The sequence below is a fragment of the Streptomyces sp. NBC_00637 genome, from assembly GCF_045161545.1.
GTDB lineage: Bacteria > Actinomycetota > Actinomycetes > Streptomycetales > Streptomycetaceae > Streptomyces.
Genome location: NZ_CP109046.1, coordinates 21,713 through 45,158, shown reverse-complemented (window position 1 = coordinate 45,158; position 23,446 = coordinate 21,713). Strand labels below are relative to the sequence as shown.

At 72.8% G+C, this 23,446-nt stretch carries 19 protein-coding genes; 12 read left to right on the top strand and 7 right to left on the bottom strand.

Annotation, left to right across the window (positions count from 1 at the left end):
* Window positions 1–75: 75 nt before the first annotated feature.
* Window positions 76–1,026: a sigma-70 family RNA polymerase sigma factor gene (locus OG440_RS00190; protein WP_406004759.1), complete on the bottom strand. Its 951-nt coding sequence runs from the start codon at window positions 1,024–1,026 to the stop codon at window positions 76–78.
* 1,279 nt (window positions 1,027–2,305) lie between these two features.
* On the opposite strand from OG440_RS00190, the gene OG440_RS00185 reads away from it, so the two are divergent.
* The 9 genes from OG440_RS00185 to OG440_RS00145 all read left to right on the top strand — a co-directional run bounded on the left by OG440_RS00185 (window position 2,306) and on the right by OG440_RS00145 (window position 12,320).
* A complete protein-coding gene (locus tag OG440_RS00185; RefSeq protein ID WP_406004758.1) occupies window positions 2,306–3,373 on the top strand; it encodes a type III polyketide synthase in 1,068 nt (355 codons plus the stop codon).
* Between the two features lie 31 nt (window positions 3,374–3,404).
* On the top strand, window positions 3,405–3,977 hold the full coding sequence (locus OG440_RS00180; RefSeq protein ID WP_406004757.1) for a cupin domain-containing protein: 573 nt from the start codon (window positions 3,405–3,407) through the stop codon (window positions 3,975–3,977).
* A 5-nt stretch (window positions 3,978–3,982) separates the two neighbouring features.
* Window positions 3,983–5,137 (top strand): DegT/DnrJ/EryC1/StrS family aminotransferase, encoded by a 1,155-nt coding sequence (locus tag OG440_RS00175; RefSeq protein ID WP_406004756.1) that lies wholly within the window; start codon window positions 3,983–3,985, stop codon window positions 5,135–5,137.
* Window positions 5,134–6,129 (top strand): methyltransferase dimerization domain-containing protein, encoded by a 996-nt coding sequence (locus OG440_RS00170; RefSeq protein ID WP_406004755.1) that lies wholly within the window; start codon window positions 5,134–5,136, stop codon window positions 6,127–6,129. The genes OG440_RS00175 and OG440_RS00170 overlap by 4 nt, the downstream gene beginning before the upstream one ends.
* A 13-nt stretch (window positions 6,130–6,142) precedes the next feature.
* Window positions 6,143–6,763, top strand: coding sequence for an NAD(P)H:quinone oxidoreductase (gene wrbA, locus OG440_RS00165; protein WP_406004754.1), 621 nt, complete (start codon window positions 6,143–6,145; stop codon window positions 6,761–6,763).
* 296 nt (window positions 6,764–7,059) lie between these two features.
* The gene (locus OG440_RS00160; protein WP_406004753.1) at window positions 7,060–8,643 is read left to right on the top strand and encodes a class I adenylate-forming enzyme family protein; all 1,584 of its coding nucleotides are present in this window, start codon (window positions 7,060–7,062) and stop codon (window positions 8,641–8,643) included.
* Between the two features lie 173 nt (window positions 8,644–8,816).
* Entirely contained in the window at window positions 8,817–10,040 is a 1,224-nt protein-coding gene (gene metK / locus OG440_RS00155) for a methionine adenosyltransferase (RefSeq protein ID WP_406004752.1), read from the top strand.
* A gap of 112 nt (window positions 10,041–10,152) precedes the next feature.
* The gene (locus OG440_RS00150; protein ID WP_406004751.1) at window positions 10,153–11,133 is read left to right on the top strand and encodes a carbohydrate kinase family protein; all 981 of its coding nucleotides are present in this window, start codon (window positions 10,153–10,155) and stop codon (window positions 11,131–11,133) included.
* A gap of 176 nt (window positions 11,134–11,309) precedes the next feature.
* The gene (locus OG440_RS00145; protein WP_406004750.1) at window positions 11,310–12,320 is read left to right on the top strand and encodes a methyltransferase; all 1,011 of its coding nucleotides are present in this window, start codon (window positions 11,310–11,312) and stop codon (window positions 12,318–12,320) included.
* Window positions 12,321–12,460: 140 nt separating this feature from the next.
* On the opposite strand, the gene OG440_RS00140 is transcribed toward OG440_RS00145, so the two are convergent.
* Both OG440_RS00140 and OG440_RS00135 read right to left on the bottom strand, forming a co-directional pair.
* Complete coding sequence (locus OG440_RS00140) at window positions 12,461–13,486, bottom strand: cytochrome d ubiquinol oxidase subunit II (protein ID WP_406004749.1); 1,026 nt, start codon at window positions 13,484–13,486, stop codon at window positions 12,461–12,463.
* 31 nt (window positions 13,487–13,517) lie between these two features.
* Window positions 13,518–14,819 (bottom strand): cytochrome ubiquinol oxidase subunit I, encoded by a 1,302-nt coding sequence (locus OG440_RS00135; RefSeq protein WP_406004748.1) that lies wholly within the window; start codon window positions 14,817–14,819, stop codon window positions 13,518–13,520.
* Window positions 14,820–15,003: 184 nt separating this feature from the next.
* Here OG440_RS00135 and OG440_RS00130 point away from each other — a divergent pair, with 184 nt between their 5' ends.
* Together OG440_RS00130 and OG440_RS00125 are read left to right on the top strand one after the other, a co-directional pair.
* Window positions 15,004–16,002, top strand: coding sequence for a LysR family transcriptional regulator (locus tag OG440_RS00130; RefSeq protein ID WP_406004747.1), 999 nt, complete (start codon window positions 15,004–15,006; stop codon window positions 16,000–16,002).
* A 202-nt stretch (window positions 16,003–16,204) separates the two neighbouring features.
* Window positions 16,205–17,101, top strand: coding sequence for an aromatic prenyltransferase (locus tag OG440_RS00125; protein ID WP_406004746.1), 897 nt, complete (start codon window positions 16,205–16,207; stop codon window positions 17,099–17,101).
* A 90-nt stretch (window positions 17,102–17,191) separates the two neighbouring features.
* Here OG440_RS00125 and OG440_RS00120 read toward each other — a convergent pair whose 3' ends face one another.
* On the bottom strand, window positions 17,192–19,216 hold the full coding sequence (locus OG440_RS00120; RefSeq protein ID WP_406004745.1) for a hypothetical protein: 2,025 nt from the start codon (window positions 19,214–19,216) through the stop codon (window positions 17,192–17,194).
* 593 nt (window positions 19,217–19,809) lie between these two features.
* Here OG440_RS00120 and OG440_RS00115 point away from each other — a divergent pair.
* Window positions 19,810–20,283 carry a carboxymuconolactone decarboxylase family protein gene (locus OG440_RS00115; protein WP_406004744.1) on the top strand — a complete coding sequence of 158 codons (474 nt, stop codon included), beginning with the start codon at window positions 19,810–19,812 and terminating at the stop codon, window positions 20,281–20,283.
* Between the two features lie 231 nt (window positions 20,284–20,514).
* Here OG440_RS00115 and OG440_RS00110 read toward each other — a convergent pair whose 3' ends face one another.
* From OG440_RS00110 to OG440_RS00100, 3 genes are all read right to left on the bottom strand, one after another.
* On the bottom strand, window positions 20,515–21,057 hold the full coding sequence (locus tag OG440_RS00110) for a DUF1707 domain-containing protein (RefSeq protein ID WP_406004743.1): 543 nt from the start codon (window positions 21,055–21,057) through the stop codon (window positions 20,515–20,517).
* Between the two features lie 137 nt (window positions 21,058–21,194).
* Entirely contained in the window at window positions 21,195–22,331 is a 1,137-nt protein-coding gene (locus OG440_RS00105; RefSeq protein ID WP_406004742.1) for an NlpC/P60 family protein, read from the bottom strand.
* A 262-nt stretch (window positions 22,332–22,593) separates the two neighbouring features.
* Window positions 22,594–23,274 (bottom strand): M15 family metallopeptidase, encoded by a 681-nt coding sequence (locus OG440_RS00100; RefSeq protein ID WP_406004741.1) that lies wholly within the window; start codon window positions 23,272–23,274, stop codon window positions 22,594–22,596.
* Window positions 23,275–23,446 lie beyond the last annotated feature (172 nt).

The following is a 23,446-nucleotide window of genomic DNA, read 5'->3' as shown; positions in this document are numbered from 1 at the left end:
CGAGCCCGGCCCTCCGAGCCCGGCCCTCCGAGTCCGGCCCTCCGAGCCCGGCCCTTCGGGGCCGGGCCAGGATGGCTACAGGACGATGACGTCCAGTCCGGTCAGGTCGGCCTGCAGGTCGATGCCGGTGATCAGGCCGCCGGCGACGTGGAAGCGGAACACTCCCTGCGGCACGCCGTCCAGGACGTAGGCCAGCCCGGCGGACCCGTTGATGAGGGCGGGCACCGGGGCCAGGGTGAAGCTGGTGAAGGCGCGGCTGACGGCGTCGGCGCCGCGGATCTCCGCGGGCACGGCCCTGCCCGTGGCCAGGCCCATCTGCACGGCCGCCCGGTCGGCGCGCACCACGATGTCCGGGGCGAGCACGGCCAGCAGCGCCTCGAAGTCGCCCTGGCGCGAGGCGGTGAGGAAGGCGCGGATGGAATCGGCCTTGTCGGCCTGGGCGGTGTCGGCGCCCTCGTCCTGGACCGGAACGTCCCGCGGGCCGGTGCCGGGAGAGTGCGGGGCGGTGTCCCGATCCTGCGGGGCGACGCCCTGCCGCTGGAAGCGCCGGCGGGCGCGGCTGGCCAGCTGCCGGGCCGCGGCCGGAGTGCGGTCCACGATCGGCGCGATCTCCTCGAAGGGCACCGCGAACATGTCGTGCAGGACGAACGCCAGCCGCTCGGCGGGCGTGAGCGTGTCGAGGATGAGGAACATCGCGGCCCCGACCGACTCGGCGAGCAACGCCTCCTGCTCCGGGTCGGCGGCCGTGCCCAGGCGGTGCGAGCCGTCGTCCTCGGGGGCGTCCACCAGGTCCTCGCGGCGCGACTTGCGCGACTGGAGCATGTTCAGCGACACGCGGGCCACGATGGTGGTGAGCCAGCCGCTCATGTTCTCCACCGCGTCGGCGTCGGAGCGGGTGACCCGCAGCCAGGCCTCCTGCACGGCGTCGTCCGCCTCGGTCAGCGAGCCGAGCACCCGGTATGCCACCGCCCGCAGACGGGGGCGGTCGGTCTCGAATCGAGCCGCCAGCCATTCGTTCTCGTTCATCGGGTCACACCCTCCCACCAGTGCCTCGCGTGTCTGACAGACCAAAGCCGGCGAATGTGACAGACGGGGGACCGGCAACGGGACGTGCCCGGGCGGGCCCGGCGTCCTTCCCGGGTGCCGCGCCCGGCAGGGCGGACCCGGGGCGGCCGGGTCCTGACCGGCTCCCCGTGAACGGCCGGCCGGCGCCTACCGTCACGGCGCCGAGACGGTAGGCCTCGCGGCACGCTACCAGGGCCGTGCCCGCCCCCGGCCGCCCGCCCGCCGGTGAAGAGGCCACCGGAGCAGGCCGGTTGGGGGCTTCGCACCACAGGTGGGCGTGCGGGGCGCCCGGCGGGGCCGTGCGTCCGGACCGGCCCCTGGCGGGCGGTCGCCCGGGCGGGGCGCCCCGGCCCGCGTGCGCCGGGTACTTCGCCGTGCCGGGCGGAAAACGGCCCACCAGGCCTGTGACTTGGGTCACTTGGGGAAGCGCTTGGCGGGGGTCCGCTGCCTGTGTCACGATTCCGGCATCTATCCCCTGCCCAAAAACAGCCGCGAGGCCATGGGTTGAGCGCTGTCCGCCGGTTCGCGCAGGCGAGACCGGGGCGCTCTGGGATCCGGTGAAGCCGGAGAAACCCCGGCGGGCCCCGTCAACTCCCGGCACATCCGGGCAGCTTCCGGCGGATCCCGTCGAACGGCCGCCTTCGGCCCGAAGGCCGTCGGCACGGTCCCGGCGTACGTCGGACCGGCCGGGCCGGGCAGGGTGACGGACCCGCCGCCGGCCACGTGGAGCGCGAACGCGCCGTGTGTGTGCGTCGCGTGGGGCGTGAGCGGTGCTGCCGAGGCCGGCCGTGAGACGCGGACAGCCCCGCCCTCGCCGGCCCGTGTGTGCGGGCGGCCCCACCACCCGCCGGTCCGACGGTTCACCGCGGGCCCCGCCCGGCCCCGCCCGGCCCCGCGTACCTCGCCGTCCCGGCAGTCCCGCAAGGGCGCCGCCGGGGGAGCCCGGTGGGAGCCGGGGGCCGGACCGTCCTCGGGCCCGGACCATTCACCGGGCCCGTCACGCCGTCCGCCGTCGCGGCCGCCTTCCGTGCCGATCCGCCAACCGGCAACCGGCCGACCCCGCAGCCCGCCAACCGGCCGCCCCGCCAGCCGGCCGTACCGCCGAGGAGGGCGGCGCGGCCCGGTGCCACCCGCCCCGGCCGCGCGTCAACGCGCCGACCGGCCAGCGATGGTGACCCTTCGTCAGCTCGACGTCCTACTGCCCTTGCTGTCGAGACTCCAAGAGAAGTGGATTCCGGATATGCCCAGGCTATGCAAACCGGCGATGAGCGCGCCGGAATATGTCATCACGGTGGAAGAGACTCTGGAATTTGCGGAAAAAGCGCATGCCGGCAAGCCGCAGCTTCCCTTGGCCCTCCGCCTGATCCGCAACACCGGCGTGAAGAAGCGGCACATCGTCCAGCCCATCGAGCAGACGCTCCGCCACCCGGGCTTCGAAGAGCGCAACCGCATCTACGAGATCGAGTCGAAGAAGCGCACCCCCCAGGTCATCGAGGAGGCCCTGGCCAACGCCGAGCTGACGGCCCCCTACATCGACGCGATCATCTACGTGTCGTGCACCGGCTTCCTGATGCCGTCGCTGACGGCCTGGCTGATCAACAAGATGGGCTTCCGCTCGGACACCCGGCAGATACCCATCTCCCAGCTGGGCTGCGCGGCGGGCGGAGCGGCGATCAACCGGGCCCACGACTTCTGCGTGGCCCACCCCGGCAGCAACGTCCTGATCGTCTCCTGCGAGCTGTGCTCCCTGTGCTACCAGCCCGAGGCCGACGACATCGGCTCGCTGCTGTCCGACGGCCTGTTCGGTGACGCGGTCGCCGCCGCCGTCGTACGCGGCGCCGGCGGCACCGGCATCGAGCTGGAGCGCAACGCCTCCTACCTCATCCCCGACACCGAGGACTGGATCTCCTACGCCGTCAAGGACACGGGCTTCCACTTCCAGCTGGACCGCCGCGTGCCCGGCACGATGGAGCCGCTCGCCCCGGTCCTGCGCGAGCTGGCCAAGGACCACAGCTGGGACGCCGGCAAGCTCGACTTCTACATCATCCACGCCGGCGGACCGCGCATCCTCGACGACCTCGCCAAGTTCCTCGACGTCGACCGCGACGTGTTCCGGCACAGCTGGTCGACCCTGAGCGAGTACGGGAACATCGCCAGCGCCGTCGTACTCGAAGCCGCCCGCCGGCTGTTCGAGGAGGACACCCCGACCCCCGGCGCCACCGGTCTGATCGCGGGTTTCGGCCCCGGCATCACCGCCGAGATGGCGCTCGGCACCTGGGCCGCCGACGTCCCCCAGACCGTGGCCTGAGCCCCGTGCACGGACGAAGGAAGCGAAGCCCATGACCGACCTCATCCTCCCGGCGGGTGCCGGGCGCAAGCTGATCACCCCGGCGCAGGAGGTGACGTTCAAGGCCACGAAGGAGATGGGATCCGCCCTGTCGGTGTTCGAGGTGGTCGTCCCGCCCGGCTTCGATGTCGGGGCCCATGTGCACGAACGAGGCCAGGAGTTCTTCTACGTCCTGGAAGGCGAGCTGGACCTGCTGTGCTTCGAGCCGACCGAGCGCACCAAGGACACCTGGCACCACTGGGAGTCCGCCACGGGCGACCGCGTCGTCCGCGCGGGGGAGGGCAGCTGCATGTTCGTGCCGCCCGGCACCCCGCACGCGTTCCGCAACGCCACGGACAAGCCGGTGAAGATGCTCTTCCAGAGCTTCCCCTCGCCCGATCACGAGGACTACTTCGAGGAGATCGCGCAGATCTGGTCGCGCGGCGGCGCGGTGGACCCCGCGGCCGTGGCGGAGATGCGCCGGCGCTACGACGTCAGCCAGCTCACCCCGCTGCGCTACGAACCACCCGCCACCGCCGTCCCCGCCGCCGGCCGGCACACACACGCGCAGCAGAGGGGGAGGTGACCTCGATGGAACCGATATCGCTGGTCCACGCGAGTCTGGGCGAACGCGAACTGGCCGCCGTCGCCGAGGTGTTCGCCTCCGGCTGGCCCGCCGGCCAGGGCCCCCAGGGCAAGGCGCTGGAGACCGAACTGGCCGAGAGGTACGGCGTCGGCGACGCCGTCGCGGTCAGCAACTGCGGCGCCGCGCTGCACCTGGCCATGCTCGCGCTCGGCGTCGGGCCGGGCGACGAGGTGATCGTCGCCGACTACGGGTTCCCCGCGCCCGCACAGGCCGCGCTCTACGTCGGCGCCACCCCCGTCTTCGCCGACGTACGCCCCGACACCTACACCATCGACCCGCAGGCGGTGGCCGACCTGGTCACCGCGCGCACCGTCGGGATCGTCGCGGTGGACACGGTCGGCATGCCCGCCGACTACACCGAACTGCAGGCGATCGCCGACCGCCACGGCCTGTTCCTCGTCGAGGACGCCGCCTGCGCGGTCGGCGCGACCTACCAGGGCCGCCAGGCCGGCGCGCTCGCCGAGGTGGGCTGTCTGTCCTTCCACGGACGCAAGGGCGCCTCCAGCGGGGAGGGCGGCGCGCTCCTCGCCCGCGACCCGCGCATCGGCAAGGACGCGCGGCTGCGCTCCTCCTTCGGCATCGGCAGCATCTTCGACATGGGCAACGTCGTCGGCCTGCCCATCCCGACGTTCACCGGCATCGGCTACAACTTCAAGCTCTCCGACATCGCCGCGGCGATCCTGCGCGTGCAGCTCGGCCGGATCGGTGAACTCCTCGAACGCCGCAGCGCCATCGCCGCGCAGTACGGCGAACTCCTGGCCGGCGAGGAGCTCCTGACGGTCCCGTCCGTCCCGCGGGACCGCACCCACGCCTGGCAGACCTACATGGTGACGCTGGACGCGGGCGTGGACCGCGCCGCGGTCGCCGCCGAACTGCGCGGCCAGGGCATCGGCTGCGGACACGGCACGTTCGCCGCCCACGTGCAGCCGGTGTTCGAGGCACAGCAGAAGTGCCCGGTCTCGGCGGACCTCTTCGCACGCCAGCTCGCCGTCCCCATGCACGCGGAACTCGCACCGCACCAGGTCGAACGGGTCGTGGACGCCCTGCGCGGCGCGGTACGCACCCACGCCACCACCCGGGTCCTCGGAGGAACAGCATGACGAACGACCGCCCCTCGCCCGTCGGCATCATGCGGCTGATCAACGGCTACTGGGCCACCGCGGTCCTCGCCGCGGCCGCCACCCACTCGCTCTTCACCCACCTCGACGACGGCGCCGGCTCGGCCGCCGAGATCGCCGGGCGCGCCGCCATCTCCGAGCGGGGCGCCCAGACCCTCCTCGACGGGCTCGTCAGCGTCGGCCTGGTCGAACTCGACGGGGGCCGCTACCGCAACACCCCCGAGACGTCCGCCTACCTGGTCGACGACACCCCCGTCTCCCTGGCCCCCTTCGCCCGGCTCAAGCTCACGCACATGAGCGCCCTGAGCGACCTGGCCGAAGTGGTCCGCGTCGGCGGACCGGTCAAGGACGTGGTGGTCGAGGTCGCCAACAACCCGCACTGGGAAGGCATCGTCACGGCCATCGCCGCGCAGTCGGTGCCCGCCGCCTCGATCGCCGCCGAGGTCCTCGGCCTCGCCGGCGCCGGCGAGATCTCCATCCTCGACGTGGGCGGCGGCTCGGGCATCTACTCGGGCATCTGGCTTCAGGCCAACCCCGCCGCCCGCGCCGTGCAGCTCGACTGGGCGCCCATCAACGAGATCGCCCGCCGGCTGCTGGACGAACGCGGCGTCGGAGACCGCTTCACCACCCTCGACGGCGACTTCCACACCACCGACTTCGGCACCGCGCGGTACGACGTCGCCGTCTACTCCCACATCGCCCACCAGGAGGGCCCGGAGAGCAACATCGAGGTCTTCACCAGACTGCGCCAGGCCCTCAAACCCGGCGGCACCCTGGTCGTCAACGACTACGTCGTCGACGACGACCGCGGCGGCCCGGCCTTCCCCCTCATCTTCGCCTCGGAGATGCTGCTCAAGACCCGGCAGGGCAGCACCTGGCGGCGCGGCGACTACCGCGACTGGCTCCTCAAGGCCGGCTTCGAGGACGTCTCGTTCCACACCGCCGAGCCCGCCACCCTGGTCGTCGCCCGGTAGCGAGGAAACCCCCATGGCATCCGTGAACGTCTGCGTCATCTACTACAGCGCCACCGGAAACCTGCACACCATGGCGCTGGCCGCGGCCGAGGGCGCGCACCGGGCCGGCGCGAGCGTACGCGTGCGCAAGGTCCGCGAGCTGGCCCCGCCGGAGGCGGTCGAATCCGTCCCGGCCTGGGCCCGCCACCTCCAGGACACCGCCGACATCGAGGAGGCCGCCCTGGACGACCTGAGCTGGGCGGACGCGCTGCTGTTCGGCACCCCCACCCGCTTCGGCAACGTGTGCAGCCAGCTCAAGGCCTTCATCGACACCACGGGCGGCCTGTGGCAGGCCGGCGCCCTGGCCGACAAGGTCGTCTCTGCGTTCACCGCCACCGGCACCGCCCACGGCGGCCAGGAGTCCACCATCCTGGCGCTGAGCAACACCTTCTACCACTGGGGCGCCATCATCGTCCCGCCGGGCTACACCGACCCGGTCCAGTTCCGCACGGGCAACCCGTACGGCACCTCGCACGTCACCGGCGTCGGCGGCAGCGCCGGCGGCCCCACCGAGACGGTGCTCCAGGCGGCCCGCCACCAGGCCCGCCGTGTCACCGAGACGGCGGCGGCGCTCAAAGCCGGCCGCGCGGCCTGACAACCCTCCAAAGCGAGCGCACCCCGCACGACACGAGCGCGGCGCCCGCGCACGATACGAGCGCGGTGCCCGCGCGCCACCGACGCGGTGCCCGCGCGCCACCGACACGCCGCGCGGCCCGCACCGTCCCCACCGGCCGGCCACCGCACCCGCCCGCGTGCGCAAACCCCTCGGCCCGCGACAGACGGACCTCGACCCGCCCCCCGGGCGGGGTCCGCCGTGCGCGTCCCGGCATCCCGCACCGAGCCGGCGAACAGCCCGAACACCCATCGCCCACCGTAAAGGAGACAGACCCGATGAAGGGCTCTGTGGCCTATCAATCGATACAGAAGCGCGGTCTTCACATCGGCCTGCTGCCGGCCATGGCCGCGGCCGTCAACGCGTCCACGCCGATCACCCTCGACCACGATCTGGACGTCCTGCCCGAAGCCGGCCGGCACCTGACGACGGCCCACCTCGCCGACCTCGTGGACGACCTCGCGGCCCGGCTGTGGGCGGCGGGTGTACGGCCCGACGAGCACATCGTGCTCCACAAGAGGGCCAACGCCGATGTGTGGATGCTGGCCTGCGCCGCTTCCCGGATCGGCGCGGTGCCGGTGATGCTCTCGCCCGGCCTGGACGCCAGGACGGTGGGCGCCCTGCTCGAACGCATCGACCGGCCCAACCTGCTCACCGACACACACAAGCTCGACGTGCTGGCCGAGGTACCGGTCGCGCGACTGACCCGGCGGGTGCTCATCGTCTGCGGCGAGCGGGCGGACGCGGTGTCGCTCGGCGCCCTCGCCGGCGCGCCGCGGGTGCGGCCGGTGGTGCGGCCCCTCGACGAGGCCGCCGTGATCACCCACACCTCCGGCACCACCGGACTGCCCAAGCTGGTCGTGCACACCCCCCGCACCCAGGGCATCCGCCTCAGGCCGCAGTGGCGCCTGCTGTCGCTCATGCGGAAGAAGGAGACCGCCGCGATCGCCATCCCCTTCGTGCACTCCCGCAACGTCGCGGCGATGGCCCTGGCCCTCCTCAAGGAGATGCCGGTGGTGCTCGTGAACGAGTCGGACCCGGACGCGGTCGCCGAGGTGTTCCTCGAGAACCGGCCCGGACTCGTCGAGGCGCTGCCCAACGCGCTGATGGCGTGGGAGACACTGGCCGACGACCCCCGCCGGCCCTTCGCCTCGGTGAAGTACTTCAGCAGCACCTTCGACGCGATCCACCCCGCGACGATGAGCCGGCTGCTGAAGTCCTCCCGGCGGCGCGGCGCGCTGTTCTTCCAGATCTACGGGCAGAGCGAGGTCGGACCCGCCGTCGGACGCGCCTACTTCCCCCGCACCGCCCACAAGGCCAACGGCCGCTGCGTCGGCTGGCAGATGCCCCTGGGATCGGCGAAGGTCCGCGTCGTCAGCCGCGACGGCAAGCGGCCCACCGCGCACCACCCCGGCCGCATCGAGGTCGCCTGGCCGGGCCTGGCCAAGACCTACTTCGCCGAGCAGGACCGCTACGACGACAACCGCGACGGCCCGTGGTGGGGTACCGGCGACGTCGGCTACTTCACCAGGTTCGGCTGCCTGCACATGCTCGACCGCGAGGTCGACATGATCCCCGGCGTGCGCAGCTCCCTCGAGGTCGAGGACACCGTCCTGGCCGAACTGCACGAACTGAGCGAGCTGGTCGTCGTCCAGGGCCCCCACGCCGAAGCGGTCCCGGTGGTCTGCACCCACGGCGACGAGCCGCTGGACCCCGCCCGCTGGCGCGCCGCCGTGGCCGGCTTCCCGCAGCTGGCCGACCCCATCCAGATCCCCGAGGCCGAACTGCCGCGCACCGCCACGCTGAAGGTGCAGCGCCTCGCGCTCGCCGCCCGGCTCAAGGACCGGCTGGCGAACCCCTAGGCCGTCTCCGCGAAGTCCCGCCTGGCTCGCGGCGGACACGACCTGGCGGACGCGGCCGGCCGGGCGCCGCCCCTCGGCCGGCCGCGAGGGGCGAGCCGGGCCGGCCCGCCGCCCGGCCGGCCGCGTCCGCGTTCGCCGCCCCTGTCCGCCCACCCACCGCCCCCTGGAGCGCCATGTCCCGCCGCCTGTTCACCTCGGAGTCCGTGACCGAGGGACATCCCGACAAGATCGCCGACCAGATCAGCGACACCGTCCTGGACGCCCTGCTGCGCCAGGACCCCGCCTCCCGCGTCGCGGTCGAAACCCTCATCACCACCGGTCAGGTGCACATCGCGGGCGAGGTGACCACCTCCGCCTACGCCGACATCGCCTCGCTGGTACGGGAGAAGATCCTCGAGATCGGCTACGACTCCTCGGCCAAGGGCTTCGACGGCGCCTCCTGCGGCGTCTCGGTGTCCATCGGCGCGCAGTCCCCCGACATCGCCCAGGGCGTCGACACCGCCTACGAGTCCCGCGTCCGGCCGGCCGCAGCCGCGGCAGCGGACGAACTGGACCGGCAGGGCGCGGGCGACCAGGGCCTGATGTTCGGCTACGCGAGCGACGAGACGCCCACCTTGATGCCGCTGCCGATCGAAGTGGCCCACCGCCTCGCGCGCCGCCTGACCGAGGTCCGCAAGGACGGCACGGTCGCCTACCTGCGCCCGGACGGCAAGACCCAGGTCACCATCGAGTACGACGGCGACAAGGCCGTCCGTCTCGACACGGTCGTCGTCTCCTCGCAGCACGCGAGCGACATCGACCTGGACTCCCTGCTCACCCCCGACATCCGCCGCCACGTCGTCGAACCCGTCCTCGACCGGCTCGCCGACGACGGCATCAAACTGGAGACCGGGGACCACCGCCTCCTGGTCAACCCGACCGGACGCTTCGAGATCGGCGGTCCGATGGGTGACGCCGGCCTGACCGGCCGCAAGATCATCATCGACACCTACGGCGGCATGGCCCGCCACGGCGGCGGCGCCTTCTCCGGCAAGGACCCCTCCAAGGTCGACCGCAGCGCGGCCTACGCGATGCGCTGGGTCGCCAAGAACGTCGTCGCCGCCGGCCTCGCCTCCCGCTGCGAGGTGCAGGTGGCGTACGCGATCGGCAAGGCCGAACCGGTCGGCCTGTTCGTGGAGACCTTCGCCACCCACACCGTCGCCGTCGAGCGGATCGAAGCCGCCATCACCGACGTCTTCGACCTGCGCCCGGCCGCGATCATCCGCGACCTCGACCTGCTGCGCCCGATCTACGCCCCGACCGCCGCCTACGGCCACTTCGGCCGGGAGCTGCCCGACTTCACCTGGGAGCGCACCGACCGCGTCGACGCCCTGCGCAGGGCGGCCGGCGCGAACTGACCGCCACCGGCCGAGAACCCCGACACGGCGGCGCCCCCTCTTCCCGCCACCCCGGCCCTTCCCCCGGCCGCCGCCCGGACCGCCCCGACCCCAGGCACAAGGAGCACTTCTCGTGCGTATCGCCGTGACCGGATCGATAGCCACCGACCATCTGATGGTGTTCCCCGGCCGCTTCGCCGAGCAGCTGATCGCCGGGCAGCTGGAGCGGATCTCCCTGTCCTTCCTCACCGACCGGCTCGAAGTGCGCCGCGGCGGCGTCGCCGCCAACATCGCCTTCGGCCTCGGCCTGCTGGGACTCGACCCGGTCCTGGTCGGCGCGGCGGGCGCGGACTTCGCCGACTACGGCGCCTGGCTGCGGGCGAACGGCGTCGACACGTCCGCGGTGCGGGTCAGCGACACCCTGCACACCGCGCGTTTCGTCTGCACCACCGACCAGGACCACCACCAGATCGCCACCTTCTACGCCGGCGCCATGGCCGAGGCCCCCCGCATCGACCTGGCCGAGATCGCCGGCCGCACCGGCGGCCTGCGCCTGGTCCTGGTCGGCGCCGACGACCCGGCGGCCATGCTGCGCCACACCGCCACCGCCCACCGCCTCGGCATCCCCGTGGCGGCCGACCCCTCCCAGCAACTCGCCCGCCTCGGCCGCGCACAGGCCCGCCGGCTGGTCGAGGGGGCGAGGTGGCTGTTCACCAACGCGTACGAGGCCGCCCTGCTGATGAAGCGCACCGGCTGGAGCGAGGACGAAGTCCTCGGCCGGGTCGGCACCTGGATCACCACGCGGGGCGCGGACGGAGTGGTGCTGACCCGCCGCGGCGCCGACCGGCTGACCGTCCCGGCCGTGCCCACCGACAAGATCGCCGACCCCACCGGCGCGGGCGACGCCTTCCGGTCCGGTTTCCTCGCCGGCCTCGCCCGGCAGTGGCCGCCGCAGCAGGCCGCCCGCCTGGGCTGCGCGCTGGCCGCCACCGCGCTGGAGACGGTCGGCACCCAGGAGTACCAGCTGCTCCCGGCGGACCTGACCGCCCGCATCGCCCGGACGTACGGCGCCGACGCGGCCCGCTGCATCGAGCTCCGCCCGGCAGACGCGTGACGAGCACACCACAGACCCCCGGACCCCGGACCCCGGCCCCCCGCACCTGCCCCGGCGCCCCCGGCGGCACGGCCACGACCCGCGCCACCCCCGCTACGGAAAAGAGGTCAGCTGCAATGACACCGGAAGCGACACTCCGCCGGTTTCGCGACTACATGGTCGGACCCTCCCGCTTCATGACCTTGCTGTCGTGCTTCGAGCTGGGCATCATCGACGCGCTGCGCGACAGGCCGGGCCTGACGGCGGCCGAGCTGGGCGAGAGGGCCGGCGTCAGGCCGGACGCCGTCGAACAGCTCCTGCTGCTGCCGGTCAAGGAGGGCTTCGTCGCCCACGACGAGGCCGGCGGCGGCTACCGCCTGGACGGCCTCGCGGGCGTCTCCGACACACTGCTCGAGCAGGCGCTCGCCGACCTGAACATGATCAAGGCGGTCACGCTGCGGCAGCTGTTCTACCTCACCGAGAGCGTGCGCACCGGCACGGTCGCCGGCCTGAAGGAACTGTACGGCTACGACGGTGACCTCTACGGCGCGCTGGGCGAGCTGCCCGAACTGCGCAAGCCGTGGGCCACGTTGATGAACACCGTCACCGCCCACGTCGACCCCTGGTTCTTCGCCAACGTCGACATCCCGGCCGGCGCCAACGTCCTCGACCTCGCCGGGAACACCGGCCTGGGAGCTGTCAACACCCTCCGGCTGAAGGGCTCGCCCGGCCTGCGGGTGACCAACTTCGACCTGCCCGAGAAGGAGAAGGAGAGCCTGGACAACTTCCGCGCCCACGGCGTCCAGGACCAGTGCGCGTTCATCGGCGGTGACGTCTTCGAGGAAGTCCCCAAGGGCTTCGACGTCGTACTGATCAAGCACTTCCTGCCCATGTTCGACAAGAGCGACGTGCTGCGGATCCTCCAAGGCGTCCACGACTCCCTCGAAGCCGGCGCACAGGTCCACGTGCTGGTTCCGGTGTTCCCCGAGGACCTCACCGACACCGACAACTACACCGTCGACTTCTACCCCAGCTTCTTCATCGGCTGCACCATGGGACAGGGCGGCCCGCAGAAGCTCTCGACGTGGCGGAAGTGGCTCGAGGAAGCCGGCTTCCAGGTCACCAAGGCGATCACCGACGACCCGGCCAATCTGCCCCCGCACGCCCTCACCGTGGAGGCGGTGCTGTCCGCGACGAAGACCGCCTGACCCACCGGTCCACCCCACCCACCGCCCGCCCCCGCACGACCGACGGCCCTGGTCCCCAGGGCCGTCCTTTCGCATGTGCGCCCCCTGCGCAAGAGGGCCGCGCCGCACGCCGAGTGCGCCGGCGGCGGCGGTCGCGCCGCTCAGAAGTAGCCGGTGTGACGGCGTCCCGTGCGCCCCCTGAAGGCCCACCAGCTCCATGCCTGGTAGGCGAGGATCGTGGGGACGACGAGGACGCCGAACACGCCGAGGATCCTCAGCGTGGCGTCGTCCGCGGCGGCGTGCTCGATGTCCAGGCCGCGGCCCGCCGAGCTGATCAGCAGGTAGGGGTAGTGGCCCGCGCCCACCAGCGCCACGGGCAGCGCGCTCGCCACACCGGTGGCCGCGAACGCCCGGGCGTGGTGCCCGGCGCGCAAGAACCACCAGGCGGCACCGAACGCGGCGGCCAGTACCACGGCGACGGCCGCCGCGGCCGCACGGTTGGTCATCGAGGCGCCCGCGCCGGACAGGGTGAGCACCAGCGCCACCGCGGCGGCCGCCCCGCTCGCGGCGATCAGCGTGGCGCCCGCCCGCCGCGCCCGCCCGGCCGGCCCGGGCGCGCTGCGCAGGGCGACGAAACCCGCGCCGTGCGCCGCGAACAGCAGCACCGTGGCGGCACCGCAGGCCAGGACGAACGGCGCGAACACCTCGCCGGCACCGATGTGGAAGCTTCCGTCGGCGCGGCGGGGTACCCCGTGCAGCAGCAGGCCCACCACGAGCCCCCAGCCCACGGCGGGCACCGCGCCACCGGTCACGATCAGCACGTCCCACACCGCCCGCCCGCGCCCGCCGCGGGCACGCCGGCGCAGCTGCACGGCGGCGTTGCCCAGGACCACAGCGGCGACGATCGCCACGATCAGCGGGTACAGGCCGGGCAGCAGGGTGCCCTCCAGATGCGGAAAGGCCCCGAACAGCACACCCGCGAAGGCGACCAGCCAGACCTCGTTGCCGAGGAAGAACGGCGCGATGGCCTCCAGCGCGGCGTCGCGGCCGCCGGGTTCGGCCTCCCGCTCCTCGCGGCCGCCGAGGAAGGGGTGCAGCATCTGCGCGCCGTAGTCGTAACCGCCGAGCACGAAGTACCCGGCGAGCAGCAGACCGAGCAGGGCCAGCCAGGCCGTCTCCAGACTCACGTCGATCAACTCCCGTCGTTCGAAAAGCGGTTCAGTAGGCCGGGGCGGACCGCCGGTCGCCGGCGCCGCCCGCGGGCTCCTCCGGCGGGCCGTCGGGCAGCGGCTCGCTCACGCCGAGCTGCGCGGCCCGCGGGCCGCGCACGGCGAAGCGCGCGATCAGGGTCCAGTTCGTCACCGCCAGGGCCAGCAGGATCGTCACGAACAGGGCGCACGAGACGGCCAGCGAGGTCCTGCCGACCCGTGAGACGGCGTCCTCGACCGTCAACTCGCCGTACACCAGCCAGGGCTGACGTCCCATCTCCCGCACCACCCAGCCGCCGACGGAGGCGACGAAGGTGAACGGGATCATCGCGGTCATCACATAGGCCGGCGCACGCCGGCGCACCAGCCGGTCCTTCCACAGCAGGACGACGGCGACCAGGGTGAGGGTGGAGACGGCGTTGCCGATGACCGTCATCGCGTTCATCGACAGATGGATCCACCCCTGGGGCGGCACGTAGTCGCCGGGCCCGTACTGCTCGGCCAGCCGGCGCCGCGCCTCGGCGACGCCGGAGCCCTCCAGCACGGCGTGCTTCATCGGCTGGGTCCGTTCGATGACCGGCCTTTGCATCTCGCCGACGACGATGACGAAGAACGAGGAGAGCATCGCCACCCACGCGCCCAGCCGCAGCGAACCGCGCAGCAGCGCGCTCTCCTCGGTGCCCCGGGCCAGGTGCCACGCGCTGACGCCGAGCAGGAAGACACCGCCGGTGGTGAGCGCGGCCAGCGTGAGGTGAGCGAAGGCCATCAGCGCGCCGGAATTGGTCAGCAGCGCCCCGAAGTCGGTCAAGTAGGCGACCCCGTCGCGGACTTCGTAGCCGACGGGATGCTGCATGAAGCCGTTGGCGACGAGGATCCAGTAACCCGAGGCGTAGGCGGTCAGCGCGACCAGCCAGATCAGCGTGACGTGCACACCGCGGCGCAGCCGGCCCCAGCCGAAGATCCACATGCCGAGAAAGGTGGACTCGGCGAAGAAGGCGACGAGGGTCTCCAGCGCCAGCGGGGCGCCGAAGACGTTGCCCGCGAACCTGCTCAGCCCGCTCCAGCTGAGCCCGAACTGGAACTCCATGACCAGACCCGTGACGATGCCGACCGCGTAGTTGATGACGTACAGCTGACCCCAGAAGCGGGTCACGCGCTCGCGCACCACCTTCTCGGCGGGGTCGCGGGTGTACGCGGCCCGGGTGTGCAGCAACGCCACGAGCGGCACGAGCCCCATGGTGAGGATCACGAACAGCCAGTGGATACCGGTGGTGGCCGCGAACTGGAGCCGGGCCAGATCCACAGCGCTCACGGCGGGACCTTCCTTGCAGGACGGATACGCGGAGCCCCGCTGCGCACGTACGGACACCGGGCACCACGGCCCGCCACCCGTGCGGTGACCCCCTGACCGAGACCGTAGAGACAAACACTCATGCAGTTCCAAGACCGGTTCTGCCATGTGATGATGACCCGCCGGGCATGAGTGAAGGTGGAGCGTGGATCTGCTGCAGTTGCGTTACTTCCAGACCGTCGCCCGTTTCGAGCACATCAGCCGCGCCGCGGAGGAACTGGGCATCGCCCAGCCCTCGCTCAGCCGCACCATCGCGCGCCTGGAGGCCGAACTCGGCTCCCCCCTGTTCGAGCGGCGCGGGCGCGGCATCAGACTCAACGAGTACGGGGCGAAGTTCCTGCGCCACGTCGACCGCACCCTCAGCGAGCTGGACGACGGCATCAGATCCGTACGCGAGGCGGGCGACCTGGGGCTCGGCCGGCTCGCCATCGCCTGCGAGACCCTGCTGACCATCACCACCGTCCTGGGCGGCTTCCGCACCGTCCAACCCCGCGCCGACGTACGGCTCTACCAGTCCAACGCCGAGGAGATGCACCGCCAACTGCGCGTCGGCGAAGTCGACTTCTGTGTCGCCTCACAGCCGCTGAGCGGCCCGCACCTGGAATCGGCCGAACTCGTCCGCGAAGAGGTGCTGCTCGCCGTACCGCGCGGCCACCGCCTGGACGGGCGCGAGAGCGTGACGATCCCCGAACTCGCCGACGAGCCCTTCGTCACCACCCGCAAGGGCCACTGGCAACGCGCCCTCCTGGACCGCCTGTTCGCGGCCGAGGGACTCACCCCCCTGCTGTCCTGCGAGGGCGACGAGCCGGGCGCGAGCCAGATCCTGATCAGCGCCGGCCTCGGCATCGGTCTGATCCCGGCGATGTCCCGCGAGGCCGGCACCGGGACACGTGTCCCGGTGGCCTGGGTGCACCTGGAGGCCCCGGCCTGCCACCGGATCCTCACCCTCGTCTGGCGCCGCGACGCCTACCTGTCCGAAGCCGCCCTGAAATTCCGGGAGTTCATCACCACCGGCCCCTTCATGGCCCACCGACTGCCCACCCCGCCCGGCCCGGGCACCCAGCACCCGCCCGACTCACCGCCCGACTCACCGCCCGACTCACCGCCCGACTCCTCGGCCGGCCCCGCTGCCGCAGCAGGCTGACCGAAGACGAGGAACACCCGACCCACCCCCGGCCCCGCCGAACGGCGCAGCTGATCCCCCCGTCCCACCCGGCCCGCGCCCGCCGCCCCGGCAGGCCGCCAAGTCGGCGCCAACTCGCCGTTCAGCCCCGGCCAAGCCCCCCGGCCCATGCTCTGCCCCACGAGCGGCGAGCAGACGTGCCATATCGACACCTGGGGGACCGATGTCCGGAAAAGCTGATACGGAACGCCTGTACGCGGCCGCCGCGAAAGCGGCCGGGCTGCTGGACATGGCCGGCTCCCGCGACCGGATGCGGCCGGTGCTGACCGCCTTCCAGGACGTGCTCACCGACCCCGTCGTCTTCAACATGGTGACCAAGGGCGGCCGGATCGCGGACCTCTCCTTCGACTTCACCCTGCCCGCGAGCGCCGGCGACCCCTACGAGATCGCCCTGGCACACGGCCTCGTCGAAGAAACCGACCACCCCGTGCGCACCCTCTTCTCCGACCTGCACGCGCGGCTGCCCGTCCAGGGCTACGGCGTCGACTACGGCCTCGGCGCCGGCTTCAACAAGACCTACGCCTTCTTCCCGCTCGGCGACCTGCGCTCTCTGGCCGAACTCGCCGCCCTGCCCTCCATGCCGCCCGGCCTGTCCGCACACCTGCACTCCTTCACCGACCACGGCCTGGACGGCAAGGTGTCGGCCATCGCGATCGACTACGCGCACCGGACGTGGAACGTGTACTTCAACGGACTGCCCGCCGAGTCCGTCCGGCGCGAGGCCGTCCTGCCGATGCTGCACGCCTTCGGGCTGCCGGAACCGAGCGGACACCTGCTCGACTTCATCGCTACCTCGTCGGCGCTGTACCCCACCTTCGGCTGGGACTCCTCGAAGATCGAGCGGATCAGCTTCTCCACGAGGACCACGGACCCCCAGGCCCTGCCCGCCCATATCGAGCCCAGGCTCGGGGAATTCGCCCGAAACGCGCCCTACGCCTACGAGGGCGAGCGGGTACTCGTCTACGCGGGCGCGCTGTCACCCGGCGAGGAGTACTACAAACTCGCCACCTACTACCGGATGACCTCCGCGGCACACGACCGGGTCCGCTCCGCGAGCTGACCCCCTGCCGCGGACACACCGACACGCCGGCCCGCCCTCGCCCCGCCCCCCGGAGGCGAAGGCGGGCCGGCGGACGGCGTGGGGACCGGCTCAGGAGGCGGTGCCCAAACGGTGGATGGTGATGGGGACCTTGGTGCGGTTGCCGGTGGTGTCGATGCCGAAACGGCCGGTGGCGGCGGGCACCGCGCCGTCGGTCAGCGCGTAGAGGTGGTTGAGGACGGCGTAACGGTTGGGACGCGTGAGGGAGGGCGTGGTGGCGTTGCGGATGGCGGTGGTGGCGGTGAGAACCGCGTCGTGGGCGAGGACGGGCCAGTAACCGCGCGTGGCGTGTGCGGCGGGGAACTTCCGCCCGTGATGGTCGCCCGCGAAGGCGTCCACGAACTTGCCGTACAGGGCGTGGTCGCTGTTGCCGGGACCCCGCAGCGCCGTGGCGTCGGGCAGGGACGCGTACCGGACGGCGATGGGCGCCTCGCCCTCCTGGTTCACGGCGGTGAGGGTCTTGGGGTCCAGGGCCGCCGTGTCGGATCCGGAGACGACGGTGATGGGCCGGCGGTGGCAGCTGCGCCGGCTGAGCGCGTCGAGGAAGTCGGGCAGGTACTTCTCCCGGGCCGCGAAGTACACGGTGTCGACGGGATGCCCGGTGCCGCCGCACAGGTTCTGGCCGATGGTGTCCAGGATCGACGCCGCCCCGCCGCGGGGGTCGAAGAAGAAGTCCGCCGCGGGGTCGAGATGCTTCTTCAGCCCGCTCACCGTGCGGAAGCCCTGGTAGAGGGAGTCGGTGTAGAAGTCGCGGGTTCCGTTCGGCGTCACGTCGGTGCGCACCAGCGCGGCGGTGCGGGTGTCGCCCTCGAGTTCCTCGCCGAGCGCCTCCAGCTGGGCCGCGTTGGTCAGGGTGACGCGGACCAGCCCGTTGATGCGCTGCGCTGACGCCTTCGGGCTGTCGATGGCGCCGGTGGTGTCGAAGCCGTCGGCGGTGATGAGGTCGGCGACCATGGGGATGTCCTTCTCGCTGAGCGCCCGGGCGGCCTCGACGGACTCCTGCTGGCTCAGCCCCATCCCGGTGACGGCGACCAGGTTCTCGACCCTGTCCAGCGCGCCGACGGCGTCCTTCCAGTGCAGTTCGCCGCTGCCCATGTTGGCCAGGACCAGGCGGATCTTCAGCGGGCCCTCGTCGGTGTTGGCCCGTTCGACGGCCGTGTAGGCGCCCTCGACCTCCCCGACGAACTGTTCGAGCGTCAGGTCCTTGGTCTTGCCGGCCTTGCCCACCGAGGTCAGCGGCGCCAGGAACGCGATGGTGACGTACTGGCCGTCGCGCGTGGCCCGGTGGTTCTCCGCGCCGATGGCCGTCAGCACGGGCTCCAGAGCGGAACCGAACACCGCGGAACCGTCGCCCCCGTCGGTCACCCCCGTGCACTCCCCGCCGGCCCGGGTCACCAGCGCCGGGTTCAGCGTCCCGCAGTGCGCCTCGCGGAACTCCGCCAGCCGCCGGCGTTCGTCGTCCACCGCCTTGGCGCGCCGCACGTTCTGATCGTGCTGGTCGACGGCGTACACGCCGGCCGCCGCCGCGACCGCGAGGGAGGCACAGACCGCCACGGCGGCACGGTGCCGTACCAGAGCGGCCCGCCATGCCCCCCGGCGGCCGCCGTCCGCGGGCGGGGTGACGGCCGGTGGCTCCTCCGGCGCCTTGCCGGGAGGCACCGGAGGCGGGGAGGGAGCCGGAGGCGGCCCGGCGGCCGGGGCAGGGGAGGGATCCGGGGGAGGGGGCGCGGCTGCCGCCCCGGCAGGAACGGGGGCGGGGGCCGGGGGCATCGCGGCCACCTCCTGCCAGGCCTGCCGCCAGGGCCCGCGCTGCGCCTCGCTCAGACCGCACGCGGCCAGGAAATCGGCGACGAACTCCCACTCCGGGAGCCGGTCGCGCGACAGCACATCGGACACGGTGGCCGGCGCAAGCCCCCTGCCCCGCCCCTGGCCGGCCCGCTCGAGCTGGGTGAGCGACACACCGAGCCCGGTGCGCAGCCGCGTCAGTTCCTCACGGAACTGCTGCCGGCTGCCGATCCGCGGCGGCACGGTGTCGTGCTCGGCCTGACGGCTGCCGGGCACCTGGTCCCACGTCATCCCACACCCCCCGCGACGGCGGCACCGGCGGCCGTCACGATGCCGGACACGCCGGCCGGGGACCGCCGCCCCGAGCGAAAGCTGTATCGATGCGGCATGAACGAATTCCCGTCTTCCTGGGCGCGGCGCCCATACGCCGCCCGGAGCACCCCGTGTCCGGCCACCGGCCGGAACACGAGACGTGGTGGAGTTTCCCGGTCCTTCGGGCGAGACGTTCCGCGGCAAGGCTGGTATGCGGGCGGAACTCGACGGGCAGCGGGGTAACTCCTGCCGCGTCAGGATTCCGCTTTTCCGTTTACCGGCTGACGGGTACTCCGATTTATTTCCGAAGTCTTCGCTCCGTGCCGCATCCTGAACGGCTTCTTACCGCCGCCGCCGGCACACCCGGCCGCAGCCCCGACCCCCAGCCCCGGCCTGCACCACGACGACCTGCATGAACGGCGTTCCGTAACGCCGCTCGCCCGTTCCGAAGGCGCCCGAAGAGGCCCTTCTGCGCGCGCGGAGACACGGTTCGCGGGCGGCCGTGTCACACGGTGCCGGGCTGTCTCGTCCCCAGAGGTACAGCCACCCGACACCGCATCGAGGAGCACACCATGGACGCGCGCCTGAACTACTTCGCCGACCCGACCGCCGCCAAAGCCCTCAAGCACCTCATGGCGGCGGGCAGGACGCTCAAGGAATCGCCGCTGCCCGCCGCGACACAAGAACTCGTGGCCCTGCGCGTGAGCCAGATCAACGGCTGCGCCGTCTGCGTCGACATGCACACCAAGGAGGCCGCCGCGGCCGGCGAGACCTCGGTACGGCTGCACCTGGTGGCGGCGTGGCGGGAGGCCACCGTCTTCACCGGCGCCGAGCGCGCCGCGCTGGAGCTGGCGGAGCAGGCGACCCGGGTCGCGGACGCGGCCGGCGGGGTCGACGACGAGGTCTGGGCACGCGCCGCACAGCACTACGACGAGGAGCAGCTCACCGCCCTGGCCCTTCTGATCTGCTTCATGAACACGGCGAACCGGATGAACATCATCGCCCGGCAGCCCGCCGGCGACTACGAGGCCGGCCAGTTCCACTGACCGGCCGTCAACCACCCCCCGGGGCCCTGCCGCAGGCCCCGGGCACGCAGACGCCGCCCGGCCCGGAGGCACCCGGAGCGGCGGGAGCGGCGGGGGAGCGGTCGGGGTGGCAGGAGAACGGCGACGCCGTTCCTCCCGCCGTTCCTCCCGCCGCGACGCCCGCCGCGAAAAGGAGGCCGACGACCCCGTGGGCCGGGTCCCGCGAGATTCCTCAGGTTCCCGCAGGAGGCCTCAGCGCCGCGCGTGGCGGATCTTCAACCGTCCGAACCCCATGGTCCCGCCGATCCGGATCGTCGGGGCGCCGGGGCGCACGCTGCGCGGTGCCTTGTAGCGCGTGTCCTTCCATCCGGTGTGCAGACCCTCGTAGTCGACGATCGCGTCCCGCGGCACGGTGATCCGGGCCCCGCCGGTGCCGAGTTGCAGCTCGACGTCGACCACCGGATGCTCGATGACCGCCCGGGACAGATCCAGACGCACCCTCGCGAACGCGGACTCGACCTTGAGGAACCGAGGCACCCGCCATGCGCCGCCCCGCCGAATCCGCCCGCCGGCGGCGGCGATCGTGGACGAGGTGGCGGCGTTCTCCGCCGGGAGCGAGGCCAGAGCCGACGCGAGCTCGCCGCGCGTCGTGACGGTGAGCACCCGGTGGAGGCGTTCGTCCAGTTCCCCGTGCGAGAGGTGACCTTCGGCGTACGCCTCCCGCAGACGCCGCACGGCCGCGTCGCGGTCGTCCTCGCCGATCGGCGGCGGCCGGTCCTCCGGCAGAGCGGTCACCTGTGCAGCCTACCGCCGTGCCGCCGGCACGCCCCCCAACGCCCGTACCGGGCAGGGCGTCCGCCGGGCAGGGGCCGGCAACGACGGACCCCTGCGGCGGACGCCCCGCCCGGCGTGACGCACGCGCGGGGGCTGGTTCAGCAGGTGGGGACGCCGGGCAACCAGGCCGGCCCTTTGAGGTAGATGTTGGTCAGCCAGGAGCCGTCGGTCAGCCGGGACCAGGCGTCGTTGGTGTAGCCCTCCGCGGTCACCTCCTGGGCGTGGGCCTGGCACACCACGTTGACCGTGGTCGGCTGCGCGAAGTAGCCGACCACCGCGGCGTTCACGCTCGGCTCGCCGTGCGTGCGCACACCGGTGCCCCACGTCTGGTGCGCCGTGCTGCCGGCGGCCGGCGGCGGGACGTCGGTGCCGCCGCAGTCCGCGACCCCGGGCAGCCAGGCCGGGCCCTTGACGTAGATGTTCGTCAGCCAGGAGCCGTCGGCCAGCCGGGACCAGACGTCGTTGGTGTAGCCCTCGGCGGACACCGATTCCGCGTGCTCCTGGCACTGGACCGACACCTGGGTCGGACCGGCGAAGGTGTCCACCACCGAAGCGCGCACACTCGGCGCCGAACGGGTCCGCACGCCGGTGCCCCAGGTCTCGAACGTCGCACCGCCGCCCGCGGGCGGGGGAGTCGGGGTGCCGGAGCCGTCGACCCGGATCGCTCCCGCGTAGTCGCCGCCGGTGCGCACCGGCGCCACCCGGATACGGGTACCCGACTCGTACGCCTCGACCATCTGCCCGTCGCCCAGGTACAGGGCGACATGGTGGATGTGCCCGCTGCCCCAGAACATCAGGTCGCCCGGCAGCAGCGGTCCGGTGCCCTGCGCGGCGGAGAACCGGGCGGAGGACTGCGAGCTGTGGAACTGGTCGTCGGACGTGCCGTTGAGCAGGTCCTTGCCGGTCGCCTGGTAGTACGCGTGACGCACCAGGCCGGAGCAGTCGAAGCCCATGCGCTCGTCGTCGTGCAGGCTGTCCGGGTCCGAGCCGTCGTAGTAGCCGTAGGTGGCGCCCGGGGTGGCCCCGTGGCCGCCGCCCCAGCTGTACCAGACGCCGATCTGGGCGCAGGCCGCGGACACGGCGGCCTGCGCGGTGGCCGAGGCGCCCGGCGCGAGTGCGGCGCAGGAGGCGTCCGGCGCGGCGTGGGCGGGCACGCCGCACCACGCGGACAGGGCCAGCACACCGGCGCCCAGGAGCGCGCCGCCCGTCCGGCGGCGCGTACGGATGTTCTTCAAGGGACTCTTCCTTCGTCGACGTGAGGTCACCGCAACACCGGTGACGTGACGGCCATGACGGCCATGACGGCCTGAACGCACGGACCCGGGTCGCACCCCACCCCCGTGGAGGTGCGACACCGTTCAGTGGGTGAACGCGGCCGGGTCACCGGCGCGGTGCGGGCGGCGGTCCGTCAGCGCCCGGCATCGTTCGCGCGGCCCGGGCCGGCCGGTCCCGAAGGACGTGTTGCCGATCTGCACTTCTTCCCCCTCGGTTCAGCGGTCAGGCCGTCGGGCGGGTCAGGCCGTCGGGCGGGGCGGCGGGGCCGTAGCGGGCGGCCGGAGCCTTGCGCAGCAGGGCCCAGTACCGGTCGCCGTACGACCAGTGCCACCACTCGGTCGGGTAGTTGACGAAACCGGCCGCCGTCAGAGCCCAGGCCATCAGCGCCCGGTTCGCCCGCGCCTCGGCGCCGATGTTGCCCGCCCCGGTACGGCAGGCACCCCTGCTCTCCTGCGGGGTCGCGTTGACCTCCGTGCCCAGCGGCAGCTCGCGGCCGTCCTGGTTGCACAGCGTCAGGTCGACCGCTCCGCCGCTCACGTGCGGGGCGACCTCCGGCGGGGAGATGTAGGCACTGGCCAGCTCCCGTATCCGCTCGGGTGTCGCGTCCGGATGCGCCCGCCGCATCGTCGCCGCGTACTGCTCGAAATAGCGCCGCTGCAGGCCCGGCGGCCGGTACCCCTCCACCACCAGGAACCGCACACCGGCCGGCAGCAGGCGCTGCGCCCGCACCAGCCGGCGCAGCGCGCCCGACCTCAGATGGGCGTAGCTGCCGTCGTCGTCGGCCTGCCGGTGGTCGAGCCACACGGAGCCGCACCCGCGCAGATCGGCCAGGGGCTCACCGCATTCGTCCTGCGCGACGGCGGCGACCCTGGGGTCCGAGAGCGTGATGATGTCGTCTGTCACGGCAACAGCGTCACCGGCCCCTCTGCAAATGCTCTGCAGGTTGCCTGCAAGCAGCCGCCCGCCCGCGCGCCCCGGTGCCCGGGCTTCCACGCGCGGCGGCCGCGTCGCGGACGGCGCACGCGCGAGGGCGCACGGCTGTCCACGAGGGCGGAACCGGCCCCGCCGAGCGCTC